Below are 15,234 nucleotides of genomic sequence, written 5' to 3'. Positions count from 1 at the left end.
CCCGAGCCCGAGCCCGACGTCACTGAGGAGGAGGTCGTGGTGGATGCGCCACCCGCCGAGGTCGACCACGGGGCGCCGGACCTGGACTGGGGCGAGATCGAGGCCCGCGAAATCACCCTGTTCCTGCCCGGCCAGGCCTCGATCGAATGGATGCAGGACGGCAGCGAGCATGGGGGTGGCCGCGCCCTGGGCTTTGGGGACCGCTGCCTGTGGTGTCACCAAGGTGAAGAAGCAGAGTTTGGCGAGCTGGTCACCAGCGGTGAAGGCGTCGAATCGGAGGACCTGGGTGACAAGCGCGGTCACCTTGACATGACAGTCCAAGCGGCGTTCGACGATGATTACCTGTACATGCGTTTCGAGTGGGAGGACACCGACCATGCCCCACTGCCGTTCGTCGACGACGGTCGCATGGATCCCGACAACCCGGTGAAGCTCAACGTGAGCTTTGCGGACAATCAGCCTGACCTGGCCGCGGAATCGGGATGTTGGGCGAGCTGTCACCATGACAGCCGACACATGCCTGATCACCCGGATGCCGAGGCCATCGCCGAGTCCGATCTGGCGGAGCGGTTAGATCTCTCCGAGGGGGTGACCAAATACCTCGCGGAGAGCCGCACGGAGATCGAGATCCGCGGTCGCCGCGGCGCTGCCCGGGGTGGCTGGGACAAGCTCGTCGATGAGGACGAACTGCAGGCGCTGCGAGAGGCCGGCGTCTACCTGGATATTGCACGGTTCAAGAGCGGCGATGACCGCACCGAGCTCGGCCACGTCCTGGAGCAGCGGGAATTCGCCGACAGTGAGGCGGTGCAATTCACCGGCGAGCTCGATGATGGTGTCTGGACTGTCTACATGACACGGGCATTGCGCCCCGGTGAGGACATGGGCAAGGCGTTGGACACGAACCAGCTGTACAACCTGGGGATCGCTTTGCACGACGATTACGCCAGCTCCCGGTTTCACCATGTCTCGTGGCAGTACGGTTTGACCTTCGGCGCCGAAATTCCCGGAGATTTCGACGACGACATGGTGGAGTTCAACGCACAGCGTGTTGGTGAGTGACCAGCACGCGCAGCAATGGAGGTGACACCATGCGTTTCGGCACACTGCTCGTCGGCGGGCTGCTGCTGAGCCTGTTTGGCATTGCCCACGCGGATGGGGAAGTCGTCGAGGTGGAGCTCAAGGATAACCAATTCCACCCCGCCGAGGTGGAGATCCAGGTCGGCGACACGGTGCGCTGGGTCAACGTCGAGACCCGCACCAGCCACGATGTCTATTTCCCGGATCACGGCATCGAATCACCGCGGTTTTTCCCGGAAGAGTCGTTCGAGCACACGTTCGAGGAACCCGGCACCTACGACTACCATTGCCGACCCCACGAAGACCGCGACATGCGTGGGACAATCCACGTGCAGCAGCGCGAATAACTGACGACGTGCTCGATGCATCAAAATCTTGCAACAGGAGTAGGCCATGCGACCACCCTACCGCGCCGCGCCCCTCGCCGCGGCGCTGCTTCTGCTGATCCCCTGCACAGCGACGGCCGAGCAGCCACTTGACGGCTACCGGGGCGCCGAGTTTGGCATGTCTGTGGAGGAGCTCAGGGCATCACTGGACACCGACGACATCGTAACCACCAATTACGAAGAGACGCCCGCAGGGGATGTTATTATCGATGGTCATCTCACGGAGGACGAGAACACCGGAGTACGCTACGTGTTCCCCGGTGGCCGCGATGAGCTGGCACTGGTTGTTGAGTTCCGCCCGGACACCACCGAGGCCGATGCACTCAAGGCCGACCTGAGCGAGCGCTACGGCGAGCCTTGGGCGGAGGATATGTCCGAGGCATGGTACGAACAGCTAAAGCACGACATGCCAAACGGCGTAGAGAGCCTCATGGTCTGGGGCGGCGATGCTCCCCATCGCAGCCGCTTCGTGCGGCTATGGGCTTTCGATGATTACCTGTCTGTGGAATATCTGGACACGGAGCTGCTCCAGGGAGCGCCGTGAATTCAGGGAGTTCTGCCCGCAGGCCGGCACCCGCCACGTGTGCGCCCAGCGGGGCTGCGTTGCGTGCGTGATTAGCCGGCAGTTGTGTGCGCACGCGGCGCTATATCAGGGGGAGCCATGAACCAACACCGGCGCACCATTGCCTATTCCACCGTCGGCGCCGCGTTCCTGCTTGTTATCGCCACACTGGCGTGGACGATCAACAGCTACAATTGGGGCGTCGCGCTGATGCTGGTTGCGCCATTTGTTGTGTATGGACTCATCCGGCTCGCCCGCCGACTCGATGCCTGGGCCGACAATCAATAGCCGCCCCTTCCACCATCCGACGCGGCCGGCGGTTACGCGGTGCGTTCGAATTCCGCGCGGATTTCCGGGTCGGTGAGCTTCCAGCCTACCCATGCAAACAGCCCCGCCAACACCGTCGCGGTCGCGATACCGGCGGCAAGGATGCCAATCAGACCGGCCAAAGGGTTTTCGTGATTCACTGCAGGGAGACCGTCGTCCGGCAAGAGTGTAAAGACCAAAGGGCTGATGGAGACGGCGACGAACATCACAATGAACCCACACGCCAACAGCCCCACAAAGAACTGCCGGGCCCAGCGGCGACGCTGCCAAAGCGCAATTGCCGCGGACGCCGTTAATGCCGCGCCCAGGACCACAGCCGCGGCAAGCCAGTGCCGTATACTCACGAGCCACTCGATGCCCCCAGTAAGCCCACCCGTGCCCCGACTCCCTTCCAGGCTTGCCGCCGCGTCGGCAAACGGGAATGACACCTGGGGCAGCGAGAACGCGGCGATCACGGCTAGGATAATTAGACCGGCAAAGCCGAGAAAGAACACCGCCACTGCGCTCACCAGGTTATTGCCAGCCCGATGGGGCGCTTGTGTAGAGGTCGATATGGCCATGACTGCCCTCTCTCTTTGCCTATGTACCCGACGGACCGCCTAGCCACAACGCCTTGGGATCCGGCACAGGCTGCCTGTCCATGAGGTGGTTGACGCCACTGGCACAGCGGGCGATCACCCAGACCACCCACCCTGCGATGACCAGATAGCCCACCAGGCTCCCCGTGAGCAACAGGCCCACCAACAAAACGGGGAGGCCGAGCCAGAAACTGCGGATCTGAAAGGTGTAATGACTGTGCAGCCACGCGGGAGCCTTGCCTCGCGCCGCGTGGGCGATGAGCACTCCCACGGGAGCAGTAATCACTGTCAGCATGCCCATGAAAAACAGGATGTAAACGGTCATCGGCAGGGTGCGACTGCTCTGCCGGTCCTCTCCTCCCGCGGTGGCAAAGCTGCCCATGGCGATCTCCTGATCACTGCATTATCGACACGCAGGCACTACGGTCCGCGTGCGACGGCAGGTGCAAGCGCGCTATCGCTTTTATGCAGCATGGGACAAGCGCCCCACCGCCGCCTTGACCACGGTCAACGTGCCGGCGATCCGACGCCGTCGCTCGTGTCCTGTAACCGACATTCGGGTACAGGACACTAGTCCTCCCGGGAATCCAGACCCAGGAGCAAGCGGCCGTTGTCCAGCATGTCCGCCCGGCCGTTCTGGCTGGCTTCACGCAGCCGCGTCGTCGGCTCGTGCATGAGGCGGTTGGTCAGCGTGTGCGCCAGGCACTCCATCACCGCCTCCGGGTCATCGCCACATCGCAGCCGCCGCTTGGCACGGTCCAGCAAGGCGTCCCGGTGGGCGATTCCGCGCTCGCGGTAGCGCCGGATCACGGGCACGGAATCCAGGCTGCGTAGCCACTGGTGAAACCGCTCCACCTGCAGGTTAATGATCGCCTCGGCGTGCTTGGCCGCGTCCTGGCGCGAGCGCACATTGCCCTGGATGACTGCCTGGAGATCATCCACCGTGTACAGGTAGACATCATCGAGCTCACCGACTTGCGGCTCGATGTCGCGCGGCACCGCGATGTCCACCATGAAGATGGGCCGGCGTTTGCGGCACCTCACCGCCTGCTCCACGCTACCCTTGCCCAGCACCGGTACCTGGCTGCCGGTGGAGGCGATGACAACGTCGGCCTGCTCAAGGTGCGTGGGCAGTGCCGCCAGATCCACCGCCTGACCGTGGTATCGGCTGGCCAACTCGCGCGCCCGCTGGAGGTTACGGTTGGCCACGATAAACCGCCGCATACCCTGCTCGTAGAGGTGCCTGGCCGTGAGCTCCATGGTCTCGCCGGCGCCGATCAACAGCGCCGTGTAACCGCTGATGTCACCGAGGATCTGGCGCGCAAGGCTCACCGCCGCGAAGGCCACAGACACCGGGTTGGCGCCGATGCCGGTCTCAGAGCGCACCTGCTTGGATACGGCAAAGGCGTGCTGAAACAACCGGGCCAGCACCTGCCCAAGGGTTCCCGCGTTCATCGCCTCGGTATAGGCGCGCTTGGTCTGGCCGCAAATCTGCGGCTCGCCCAAGACCAGTGAGTCCAGCCCCGGTGCCACACGCAGCAGATGGCGCACCATCTCGGTGTCGCGATGGATATACAGATACGGGCTCAGCCAGGCCGGGTCAACGCCGCGGCAGTCCGCCAGCCAATGTGGCACGACGTTGGACCGAGACGGCGCGTCGAGCACTGTATAGACCTCCGTGCGATTACACGTGGAGATCAGCGCCGCCTCGTGCACCCCAGCGCAGGCCCTGAGATCCGCCAACGCCGGGCCAACGCGCTGGCCATCAAACGCAAGCCGCTCCCGCACCTCCAGGGGCGCACTCTTGTGGCTGAGTCCGTACATAAACAATGGCATGGATGGTCCAAACCCGTCGGCGGACATTAGGGCAATGCCAATCACTGCCCCCGCGGTCGCGTGCGCGTCCCCAGCGACCGGCCCAACACACGCTTGCCAGCACCCACGACTGCCCCCCCCAACGCGACCGCCGTGCACCACCTCGTGCGCCTGTGCGCTCCGTCGGCAAGGGGGCGCCTCGCTTCCAAGGTGCCGCTTTTTCAAGTAACGCCCAAATTATCCGATCCATGCAGCGGCCCGCGTTGATGTGAATCAATGAATGGGGCAGAACATTCATACCATCTGCCCGGTCGTGCTACACGACCGAGAGGCTTAAGATGAGTGCGTCAGGCCGTGTTGTCCTGGATCAAGTCACGGGGGTCACTTCGAAGGCAGACTTCGAGCTGGCTTAAACGCGCGCGCAGACCGGGGGCGAGGCAATGAGTGAAGCAAAGCTGGACTGTATGGAGGTGTACACACGGCGCGAGGTCGCGTCGGCCGCCGTCATGCTCCACGGCCTCGGAGCCAGCGCGAACGACCTCTCCCTCATCGTCAAGCATCTGCAGCGTGCGCGCGAGTTGGGCCTGCACTACTTGGCTCCCAACGCGCCGATTCGGGCGATCACGGTTAACAAGGGTCGGGTGACGCGTGCCTGGTACGACGTGTTCGGCGACCCAAATGAAGTTCCGCAAGATCGGGAGGGTGTTCTCGCAAGCGCGAAGCAGCTCAGCGCGCTGCTCGATCACGAGCGCCAAAAAGGGATCCCCACGCAACGCACCATCCTGGGTGGGTTCTCCCAGGGGGCGACTATGGCCTTGCACGTGGGGCTTCGCTATCCCTACCGACTGGCAGGAATTGTGGCCTTATCCGGCGAGCTGGTACTGCCGGAGGATCTGGAACGCGGGCGCCACCCGGCGAATGCGCAAACCCCGATCCTCATGGTCCATGGGACGGCAGATCCGGTCGTACCGATCGAAGCCGCCGAGGACTCCCGCGATCGCCTACGTTCCATGGGCTATGCGGTCCATTGGCACACCTTGCCGGTGGATCACGCAGTGAGCCTGGAGGAAGTGGAGATCGTGGATCGCTGGATGTACGCAGTACTGACGGGCAATTCTCTGCGCGCAGATCAGTAGAATTCGTGATCGGGCATCAACCACCTGTTCGAAGGGGTATGACCGGCGCGGATCGCCTGCCCGTACCCTTCGGTAAAGCTCTCCAGCACTTCTTGCAAGGCGGCCTCAACGCTTTGATAGCGTTGCGTCTCCGGGACGCTCGGGCCATCCAACCCCGGGGCATGCAGATAGTGGCTCTGCTCTGCCTCGAACCAATCGCCTTCGAGCCCGGCATAGATGCGAACACGGATCACGCCCGGGATGCCCTCGAGCCCGAAGCTGTACTCCTCGACCAGACGCCTCGCCCCGATGAGCCCGTGCTGTCGGAATAAGCGTTGTGGAACGTGCCCTTGCTCACCCATCGCATTGCGCCCTCACTGCCAGAGATGCCCCATGAAAGCATAGATCGTCTAGAACGCGCGATCCCTTGACCAAGATCAAGGCCTGCTGCAGCCGCCGGCGCCACTATAAATTTGGAGCGATGCGCTTCCTATGCCTTTTGCTTTGGCTACAGAGTCGGGAGTTTGCGATGAACATAAGAATATTCGGTGTCGTACCCGTTGCTGCCGCCCTGTCGTTTTCCCTAGGCGGCGCTGCCGCACTGGCCGATGAGGGTGATCCGTCCCGTGGCGAAGAGCTCTCGCGCCCGTGCGCCGCATGCCACGGGGCGGACGGCAACAGCCCCATACCAACCATGTACCCCAGCATTGCCGGCGTTGACGCCGAGGTACTGGAGCAGATGTTGAAGGATTTCCGCGACGGCGAACGGGAAGAGCCTCAGATGTCTCCCCAGGCGGCCAATCTCTCCGATCAAGACATCCGCGACCTCGCCGCCTATTTCGCCGCTCAGGAGCCCGAATAGGGTCCGGTTATGGCTAGCCTGCTCAAAACGCTCCCGCTCGCTGTGTGCCTTTGGGCGGTGGCGACGGTTGCCGGGGCCGATCCCGATGATGAGCTCCGGCAACAGGTATTCCCGGAAGCAGACCGATTCGAAACTCTCACGGATGATCCCCCGGCATTCGCCGCTTACCGGGAAGATGAACGCCTCGGACTGGTCTTTGAGACCATCGATGTCGCGCCGGTTCCCGCCTATTCGGGCAAGCCAGTGAACATGCTGGTCGGCCTGCATCGCGACGGTAAGGTCACGGGCGTGGAGGTGCTGGACCATGAGGAGCCCATCATGCTGGTGGGCATCTCTGAGGAGCGACTGGCCGAGTTCACCGAGCAGTACGTGGGCAAGTCCATCCACGACCGCGTGCGGGTCGGACTCTCGGCGCGCAAGCGCGAAGGCTACGAGTACGTTGACGCGTTGTCCGGAGCGACCGTGACGGTCGTCGTGATGGGCGAGACGGTCATGCAGGCTGCCCGCCGCATGGCGGTCGCCCACGGACTGGTCGACCAGGAAGACGTCGGCCTGACCGAGGCCGCTACCGTCAGGCCGGACGCGTTCGAACCCTTGAACTGGCAAGAACTCAGGGACAAGGGCGGGCTTGCCAGGCTGCACCTCACCCGCGGCGAAGTCGATGACGCGTTCGTAGGCACCGACGCCGAAGGTGTGGACGCCGCACCAGAGGATGCGCGGGATGCGACCTTCATTGATCTCTATGCCGCCTATCTGAATACGCCTGCCACCGGTCGCAACCTGCTTGGCGAGGGAAACCATGATCGCCTGATGGCACGCCTGGGCGACGGCGAGCACGCCATCATGCTGATGGCGGACGGGCGCTATTCCTTCAAGGGGTCTGGTTTCGTTCGGGGCGGCATCTTCGATCGGTTTCAGGTTCACCAGGGGGATACCGCGATCCGATTCCGGGATGCGGACCTGGTTCGCGCGCCAAGTCTGGTGGTCGAGGGCGCGCCGTCACTCAGCGAGCGCGACATCTTCATCGTGCGTGAGGAACACTTGTTCGACCCGGGGCAAGCATGGGAGCTGGAGTTGCTGGTCCGCCGTCAGGTCGGGGCACTCGATTCCGAGTTCGTAAACTTCGGTATCGAGTACGACCCCCCTGAAGCCTGGTTCGATATGCCCCGGCGCAGCGCCATGGAGGCCGACGACGACCGCCCCCTCTGGGTGTCCGTCTGGGAGGATCGCGTCATCCAGATCGGCGTCCTTGGAACCGGCCTGGCCGTGCTGGTGTTGATCCTGCTGTTCCAGGACTGGCTCACCCGGCGGCCGACGCTACTGCACCGGATTCGCGTCGGCTTTCTCATCTACACCGTGGTGTTCATCGGCTGGTATGCGCTGGCACAGCTATCGGTGGTGAACATCTTCACCTTTTCCAACGCGGTATTCACCGACTTCCAGTGGTCCACGTTCCTGATGGACCCGTTGATGTTCATCATGTGGAGCTTCGTGGGCGCTTCGCTGCTGCTGTGGGGACGGGGCGTGTATTGCGGCTGGTTGTGCCCGTTCGGCGCCATGCAAGAGCTCATCAACCAGGCGGCGCGGAGAATCCGGGTGCCGCAGATCGAACTCCCCTTCTCCGTGCATGAGCGACTCTGGGCGCTTAAGTATATAATTCTGCTGGTTCTTTTCGGGATCTCCCTGCAGTCGCTCAGTACAGCGGAAGTCTACGCCGAGGTGGAACCCTTCAAGACGGCGGTGACCATGCACTTCCAGCGTGAATGGGGTTTCGTCCTCTACGCCGTCGTGCTGCTGGCGATTTCCGCAGTCAACCACAAGTTCTACTGCCGCTACATCTGCCCGTTGGGGGCTGGGCTCGCCATACCGGCGCGGTTGCGCCTTTTCGACTGGCTCAAGCGCCACAAGGAGTGCGGCTCGCCGTGCCAGATCTGCGCCAACGAATGCGAGATCAAAGCGATCCACCCGGACGGCCGCATCAATCCAAACGAATGCCACTACTGCCTGGAGTGCCAGGTGCTGTATTGGGACGACCACAGGTGCCCACCGATGATTCAGCGGCGCAAGCGACGAGAGAAGGCCACCCGGGTCGCCGGTGGTGGCACAGGCAAGCCCCCACCCAAAGAAGTCTTCGTTCCGGCTCCGGGCGGGGGCAGTTAGGGAACACAGTCACAGCAGAGGTGATGTCATGAGCGATCGAAACGACGAGTACAAAGACAAGGCCACGGGGGCCGACGACAACCAAGCCATCGAGAACCCCGGCCGGCGCCGCTTCCTTGGAGCCACCGCTACCGTCGGCGCGCTCGGTGCTGCCGGAGGGACCGGGACCGGGCTGCTGCTCGGCAGTGGCTCCACCGCGGCGGCTGACGATGCAGGCGACGCGGCTCACGTTCCCCTTGGGGAGCTGGACGAATACTACGGCTTCTGGAGCGGTGGGCATTCCGGCGAAGTGCGCGTGTTCGGGGTGCCGTCGATGCGCGAACTCATGCGGATCCCGATCTTCAATCACTGCTCGGCATCCGGCTGGGGTATGACGAATGAGTCCAAACGCATCATGGGGGATTCCTATCGATTCACCAACGGTGACGCCCACCATCCACACGTCAGCTATACCGACGGCAGTCACGATGGCCGTTACCTGTTCATTAATGACAAGTCCAACACGCGCGTGGCCCGCATCCGCCTGGATGTTTTCAAAGTTGACAAAATGGTCACGGTTCCGAACGCACAGGCGATCCACGGCCTGCGCCTGCAAAAAGCGCCGCGCACCGGGTACGTCTTCGCCAACGCCGAATACATCATCCCCCATCCGAACGACGGCCGCGACCTGGACGATCCGGACAATTACTGGACACTTTGGAACGCCATTGACGGCGACACAATGGAGATGAAGTGGCAGGTCCTGGTTGACGGCAATCTGGACAACATGGATGCCGACTACACCGGCAAATATGCCGCGTCCACCTGCTACAACTCCACGAAGGCCGTCACGCTTGCGGGCAAGATGGAGCCCGAGCGGGATTGGGTGGTGATCTTCAACATCGAGCGCATCGAGAAGGCTGTGGAGAACGGCGACTACACCACCATCGGCGACTCCGACGTCCCCGTGGTGGACGGGCGCAAGGGCTCGGCGGTGACGCGCTACGTGCCCATACCCAAAAACCCCCACGGACTCAATACCTCGACCGACGGCAAGTACTTCATCGCCGCAGGCAAGCTCTCGCCGACGGTGAGCATGATCCAGATCGACAAGCTGGACGATCTCTTCGACGACAAATTCGAGGACGAGCGTGAGGTTATCGCCGCAGAGCCCGAGCTGGGTCTGGGGCCGCTGCACACCAGCTACGACGGTCGCGGCAATGCCTACACCACGCTGTTTCTCGACAGCCAGATCGTCAAGTGGAACATGGATAAAGCCGTGCGCCACTACAATGGCGAGGACGTGGACTACATCATCCAGAAGCTCGATGTCCACTATCAGCCCGGACACAACCACGCGACGCTCTCGGAGTCCAAGGATGCCGATGGCAAATGGTTATTCTCCCTGAACAAATTCTCCAAGGACCGATTCCTGCCTGTGGGACCCCTGCACCCGGAGAACGACCAGATGATCGACATCTCCGGCGACGAAATGAAGCTGGTGCATGACACACCCACCTTCGCAGAGCCCCACGACGCGGTCATTGTGCGGCGGGACCAAATCACGACCAAGCAGGTCTGGGATCGGGATGATCCGATCTTTGCCGACACCATCGCCATGGCCGAAGCGGACGGGGTCGACGTCGAGCGAGACAATACCGTCATCCGAGACGGCGACAAGGTGCGGGTATACATGACCTCCCTCGCGCCCAACTTCGGGCTGTCCGAGTTCCGCGTCAAGCAAGGCGATGAAGTCACCGTGGTGGTCACAAACATGGACAGCATCGAGGATCTCACCCACGGCTTCTGCGTCATTGACCATGGCGTGTCCATGGAAATCTCGCCACAGCAGACGTCGTCGATCACCTTTACCGCGTCCAAGGCGGGTGTGTACTGGTATCACTGCAACTGGTTCTGCCACGCCCTGCATATGGAAATGGCGGGCCGGATGCTTGTGGAGCCGAAGGAGGCGTGAGGGCCGTCCATCCTCTCCCAGGGGCGATGGATGCCGCCCCTGGGCCTAGCTTGAAGGTACTGCCAACCTATGATCAAACTGACTGCCCTCCTGCTCCTGCTTGTCGGCACGGTGGCGGGAGCGGCGACGCCAGTGTCGCCCGGTGAGCTTTCCGCTCGCCTCGCCGAGGCAGAACCCGGCGACGTTCTGGTGCTGGAGCCAGGGGAACATCCCGGCGGGATGGTAATAGCCACGTCGATCACGTTGAAGGCCAAGCCGGGAGCCGTGCTGGACGGCGCCGGAGACGGGCATGTGCTGAGGATCAATGCGGCGGACGTCACCGTAGACGGGCTTCACCTGCGCAATGGCGGTGCCAATCTCACCAATCACGACGCGGCGATTTACGTGGAGCGGGAAGCGGAGCGGGCGCGCATACAGAACAATCGCATCGAGGCGCGCGGGTTCGGGATCTGGCTGAGAGGAACCCCCGGTGTGCTGATTGCGGACAACCACATCACCGGTGATACCGCCCTGCGCTCCCAGGACCGGGGCAACGGCATTCACCTGTACAACGTGAGCGACGCGACAGTCAGCGGTAATACGGTGTGCGAGACCCGCGACGGTATTTATATCGACGTCAGCAACGACAATCGCCTCGAAGACAATATCCTGTGCGATCAGCGCTACGGCATTCACTACATGTTCTCTCACCGCAACACCGTAAAGGGGAACCGGACCCGGGGCAATCGAACCGGCTTTGCTTTGATGCAGTCCCGCGACCTCGAGATCGTGGGGAATCACTCCCAGGACGACGCGGGGTATGGCTTCCTGCTCAACCATCTCACACATTCGCTCATCGCGGACAATACGGCGGTGGATATCCGGCATAGCACCAGCCCGGGCAGCGGCGGCGCCATTCGCGGTGGCGAGGGCAAGGCCCTGTTCATCTACAACTCCCAGCTCAATACCATCCGCGGCAATATCGTGGCGCGCACGGATATCGGCATCCATCTCACCGCAGGCTCCGAAAACAACAGCATCCACGGGAACGCACTCCTGGGCAACCGCACCCAGGTGAAGTACGTGGCGACGCGCACGCAGGAGTGGTCTGAGGACGGGCGAGGAAACTACTGGAGTGACTACCTGGGTTGGGACCTGGCCGGCGACGGCATCGGTGACGTCCCCCATGAACCGAACGACGCCGTGGACCGGATCCTGTGGACATATCCTATGGCCCGCGTGCTGATGAACAGCCCGGCAGTGCAGCTCCTGCGTTGGGTGCAACGCGCCTTTCCAGTCCTGCGACCCTCCGGGGTGACCGATAGCGCGCCACTGATGCGCCCGCCGCGCGGACTGCAGGAGGCGGAATGAACCGCATCGTCGAGCTGAACCAGGTCAGTCGCGCCTTTGGGCGCATCCAGGCCCTGGAACGTCTCGATCTGCGGCTTGAGACTGGTGAAGTGCTGGGTCTGCTGGGTCATAACGGCGCCGGCAAGTCCACGACCATCAAGCTCATTCTTGGCATCCTGGCCGCCACGGCCGGAGCGGTGCGGGTCCTCGGCGAGGACCCGCGCGGCCGCGGTGCCGGGCGCCTGCGCATGGCGACAGGCTATCTGCCGGAGAACGTGAGCTTCTACGATAACCTCACGGGTCGTGAGGTGCTGCAATATTTCGCCCGGCTCAAGCGCGCACCAACGCGTGCGGTCGGCGAACTCCTCGAGCGGGTCGGGCTGCGCGAGGCTGCCCACCGGCGCGTTCGCACTTATTCAAAGGGTATGCGCCAGCGCCTCGGTCTGGCCCAGGCGCTGCTCGGCCACCCGCGCCTGTTGCTGCTCGACGAGCCCACGGTGGGGCTCGATCCCATGGCGACCCGGGACGTCTACGACATGATTGACACGCTGCGGGATCGCGGCACGGGGGTGATCCTCTGCTCCCACGTCCTTCCCGGTGTGGAGCGCCATATCGATCGGGTAGCCATTCTCGGCAGGGGGCGGCTACTCGCCTCGGGGACCATTGATGCCCTGCGGGAGCAGGCCGGGCTGCCCCTGCACATCCGCGTGCGGATCACCGGGGCGAATGGCGCGCAGCGGCAGGCGCTTGGTGCAAACGCCCTGGAGACCCGGGTCGAGGATGACGGCACGATCGTCCTCAGTATACGCCCCGAGTGCAAGATGGCGGCGCTACAGGCCCTCCTCGCCGCCCCCGGCGTGGAAGACCTGAGCGTCGAGACCCCGACGCTCGAGACTCTGTACGCCCATTTCGACGGGCTCGACGGTCGCCGGGAGCAGCCCCATGCGTGAGGTGCTAATCGTCGCCGGCAAGGAATTTCGAGACGGGCTGCGCAACCGCTGGGTGCTGGCCATCACCCTCGCCTTCGCGTTGTTAGCGGTGGCGCTGGCCTGGTTCGGGGCAGCCGCCTCCGGGGAGGTCGGGTTCACGCAGGTTTCCACCACCATCGTCAGTCTGGCGACCCTGGCGGTGTTCCTCATTCCGTTGATCGCCTTGATGCTCGCCTACGACAGCATCGTGGGCGAAGACGAAGGCGGTACGCTGTTGCTGCTCATGTCCTACCCCCTGAGCCGGGTCGCACTGCTGTCCGGGAAGTTCTGCGGCCACGCGGCCGTTCTGGGGCTATCCACCATCCTGGGGTTCGGTGCGGCCGCGGCGGTCATCGTGCTCGTTGATGCCGGTGCGGCTGTCCACGACCTGAGCGGTCCCTTCGCCCTGTTCATCGGCAGCGCCGTCCTGCTGGGCTGGGCGTTCCTGGCCCTTGCCTACGTGATCAGCGTGGTCACGCGCGAGAAGGCCCGTGCCGCCGGGCTGGCGCTGCTGACCTGGTTTTTGTTTGTGCTGGTCTACGACCTTGCGCTGCTGGGGTTGCTGGTAGGCACCGAAGGGCGGGTGGACGGTGGCCTCTTCCGCGTATTGCTCCTGCTCAACCCCACGGACGTCTTCCGCCTGGTGAACCTCACCGGCTTTGAGGAGATGGCCGCAGCAAGCGGCATGCTCTCGGTGATGGCGGGGCAGGGTTTCCCCATCACCGGGTTACTGGCCATTCTTGCGGCCTGGACGATCGTGCCGCTGGCCGCCGCCGCAGGCCTATTCGCCGCGCGCAGAACCTGAACCATATGAGAACGCCGACATGACTACGCGACGCCAAACCCTGACCCTGCTCGCCAGCCTACCCGTCATTGCGGTAGCGGGATGCGATGGCGCTGCCAATGGGACAGCAGATGCCTGCCAGCCCACGCCACTCACTGACGAGGACGAATGCACCCTGTGTGGCATGACCATCGTGAATTTCCCCGGGCCAAAGGGGCAGGCATGCCTGCGCGACGGGGCACTGCTGCCGTTCTGCTCTACCGGTGATCTATTCTCCTGGGCCTGGCAACCGGAGTCCGCCGCCTCGGTGGTGGCACTCTATGTCCACAATCTCTCCCGCACCAGTTGGGACGAGCCGTCGGACGCGCACTTCATGGATGCCGAGGAGGCCTGGTATGTGGCAGGTCACGACCAGAAAGGAGCCATGGGCGAGGCGCTTGCGCCTTTTTCCGTGCGCGAGGACGCCAAGGCCTTCGCCGAGGCCCATGGTGGTAGCATCTTTCACCACGACGAACTCGATTGGCCGCATTTGCACGGTGATCTGGCCGACGGAGACCCATCGGCGACGCGTGCAGTCATCTGAGTCTGTTCATCTCAAGCTTCACGTGATGATAAGCCGGTGTATCGGGCCACCCTGCCGGCGAATTCCTCGCGCAGGCGGCGCCATTCCGCCCGGCACCACGGCGTGATCGTCTCAGGGGTTTCGTCGAGCGCCCGGTCGAGCGCGTCGGGGGCACACCACTGCCAGTTTTCGATCTCGTGCGGATTCGGCCGTGGCGTATCGTCGGTGCGGGAGAGAAATACCCAGCACAGTTCATGCTCCGAACCGGCCTCACCAAAGCGCGCGTGGTACTGGAATTTATAGAGATACTCGAGACCCCGCAGGCCTACCCCCAATTCTTCGGCGGCGCGCCGCTCGATCGCCTCGGTCATCGATTCGCCGCGCCGCGGGTGACTGCAGCAGGAGTTCGACCAAAAGCCCGGCCACAGACGCTTGTCAGCCGCCCGCTGCTGGAGGAGCACCGACCCGTCGGAGGCGAAGACAAACAGTGAGAAGGCCCGATGGAGCACCCCCTCGCCGTCGTGGCAGGCCGCCTTGGACAGGTAACCGATTTCTTCATCGTCCGGCGTCACGAGGATCAGATCTTCACAATCACTGGACACCGGAACATGCCGCCCATAGCGCTTGTCATCCAATTCGCACCTCCATGGCCCGATAACCAGCCTGCTTCATCGCATGGCAGACGCGGCCAGGATCCTTACTGCAACGCCGTACTTAAACGATGGATGCACAGCGAGACCTCTCCGCCGGTGATG

Annotated in this window: 17 protein-coding genes; 12 read left to right on the top strand and 5 right to left on the bottom strand. The window is 63.3% G+C overall.

Features of this window, described 5'->3' with window-relative positions:
- From QZT63_RS04935 to QZT63_RS04920, 4 genes are all read left to right on the top strand, one after another.
- Positions 1–1,059 (top strand): ethylbenzene dehydrogenase-related protein (locus tag QZT63_RS04935; RefSeq protein WP_290649102.1); only part of this gene is annotated, 1,059 nt, incomplete at its 5' end.
- A 29-nt stretch (positions 1,060–1,088) separates the two neighbouring features.
- A complete protein-coding gene (locus tag QZT63_RS04930; RefSeq protein WP_290649100.1) occupies positions 1,089–1,424 on the top strand; it encodes a plastocyanin/azurin family copper-binding protein in 336 nt (111 codons plus the stop codon).
- Between the two features lie 46 nt (positions 1,425–1,470).
- Complete coding sequence (locus QZT63_RS04925) at positions 1,471–2,007, top strand: hypothetical protein (protein ID WP_290649099.1); 537 nt, start codon at positions 1,471–1,473, stop codon at positions 2,005–2,007.
- 117 nt (positions 2,008–2,124) lie between these two features.
- On the top strand, positions 2,125–2,313 hold the full coding sequence (locus QZT63_RS04920; protein WP_290649097.1) for a hypothetical protein: 189 nt from the start codon (positions 2,125–2,127) through the stop codon (positions 2,311–2,313).
- Between the two features lie 32 nt (positions 2,314–2,345).
- On the opposite strand, the gene QZT63_RS04915 is transcribed toward QZT63_RS04920, so the two are convergent.
- The 3 genes from QZT63_RS04915 to hemA all read right to left on the bottom strand — a co-directional run bounded on the left by QZT63_RS04915 (position 2,346) and on the right by hemA (position 4,766).
- Positions 2,346–2,912, bottom strand: coding sequence for a hypothetical protein (locus QZT63_RS04915; protein WP_290649095.1), 567 nt, complete (start codon positions 2,910–2,912; stop codon positions 2,346–2,348).
- Between the two features lie 19 nt (positions 2,913–2,931).
- The gene (locus QZT63_RS04910) at positions 2,932–3,312 is read right to left on the bottom strand and encodes a hypothetical protein (protein ID WP_290649093.1); all 381 of its coding nucleotides are present in this window, start codon (positions 3,310–3,312) and stop codon (positions 2,932–2,934) included.
- A gap of 188 nt (positions 3,313–3,500) precedes the next feature.
- Positions 3,501–4,766 (bottom strand): glutamyl-tRNA reductase, encoded by a 1,266-nt coding sequence (hemA, locus tag QZT63_RS04905; RefSeq protein ID WP_290649091.1) that lies wholly within the window; start codon positions 4,764–4,766, stop codon positions 3,501–3,503.
- Between the two features lie 419 nt (positions 4,767–5,185).
- Between hemA and QZT63_RS04900 the strand changes: the two genes are divergently transcribed.
- On the top strand, positions 5,186–5,881 hold the full coding sequence (locus QZT63_RS04900) for a dienelactone hydrolase family protein (protein ID WP_290649089.1): 696 nt from the start codon (positions 5,186–5,188) through the stop codon (positions 5,879–5,881).
- On the opposite strand, the gene QZT63_RS04895 is transcribed toward QZT63_RS04900, so the two are convergent.
- Complete coding sequence (locus QZT63_RS04895) at positions 5,875–6,222, bottom strand: hypothetical protein (RefSeq protein ID WP_290649087.1); 348 nt, start codon at positions 6,220–6,222, stop codon at positions 5,875–5,877. The genes QZT63_RS04900 and QZT63_RS04895 overlap by 7 nt on opposite strands.
- A gap of 167 nt (positions 6,223–6,389) precedes the next feature.
- On the opposite strand from QZT63_RS04895, the gene QZT63_RS04890 reads away from it, so the two are divergent.
- From QZT63_RS04890 to QZT63_RS04860, 7 genes are all read left to right on the top strand, one after another.
- Complete coding sequence (locus QZT63_RS04890; RefSeq protein ID WP_290649086.1) at positions 6,390–6,722, top strand: cytochrome c; 333 nt, start codon at positions 6,390–6,392, stop codon at positions 6,720–6,722.
- 9 nt (positions 6,723–6,731) lie between these two features.
- Complete coding sequence (gene nosR / locus QZT63_RS04885; RefSeq protein ID WP_290649085.1) at positions 6,732–8,882, top strand: transcriptional regulator NosR; 2,151 nt, start codon at positions 6,732–6,734, stop codon at positions 8,880–8,882.
- 28 nt (positions 8,883–8,910) lie between these two features.
- Complete coding sequence (gene nosZ / locus QZT63_RS04880; RefSeq protein ID WP_290649083.1) at positions 8,911–10,836, top strand: TAT-dependent nitrous-oxide reductase; 1,926 nt, start codon at positions 8,911–8,913, stop codon at positions 10,834–10,836.
- 69 nt (positions 10,837–10,905) lie between these two features.
- On the top strand, positions 10,906–12,186 hold the full coding sequence (locus tag QZT63_RS04875) for a nitrous oxide reductase family maturation protein NosD (protein WP_290649082.1): 1,281 nt from the start codon (positions 10,906–10,908) through the stop codon (positions 12,184–12,186).
- Positions 12,183–13,115, top strand: coding sequence for an ABC transporter ATP-binding protein (locus QZT63_RS04870; RefSeq protein WP_290649081.1), 933 nt, complete (start codon positions 12,183–12,185; stop codon positions 13,113–13,115). The genes QZT63_RS04875 and QZT63_RS04870 overlap by 4 nt, the downstream gene beginning before the upstream one ends.
- Positions 13,108–13,938 carry an ABC transporter permease subunit gene (locus QZT63_RS04865; RefSeq protein WP_290649079.1) on the top strand — a complete coding sequence of 277 codons (831 nt, stop codon included), beginning with the start codon at positions 13,108–13,110 and terminating at the stop codon, positions 13,936–13,938. Before QZT63_RS04870 ends, QZT63_RS04865 begins: the two co-directional genes overlap by 8 nt.
- Positions 13,939–13,957: 19 nt before the next feature.
- Positions 13,958–14,500, top strand: coding sequence for a nitrous oxide reductase accessory protein NosL (locus QZT63_RS04860; RefSeq protein ID WP_290649077.1), 543 nt, complete (start codon positions 13,958–13,960; stop codon positions 14,498–14,500).
- Between the two features lie 11 nt (positions 14,501–14,511).
- Here the strand turns inward: QZT63_RS04860 and idi are convergent, their stop codons facing one another.
- Positions 14,512–15,114 carry an isopentenyl-diphosphate Delta-isomerase gene (gene idi / locus QZT63_RS04855; RefSeq protein ID WP_290649075.1) on the bottom strand — a complete coding sequence of 201 codons (603 nt, stop codon included), beginning with the start codon at positions 15,112–15,114 and terminating at the stop codon, positions 14,512–14,514.
- Positions 15,115–15,234 lie beyond the last annotated feature (120 nt).

The organism is Aquisalimonas sp., assembly GCF_007120195.1.
Classification (GTDB): domain Bacteria; phylum Pseudomonadota; class Gammaproteobacteria; order Nitrococcales; family Aquisalimonadaceae; genus Aquisalimonas.
Note: the sequence above shows the minus strand (reverse complement) of the source record. Positions and strands in the feature narration are given on the sequence as shown.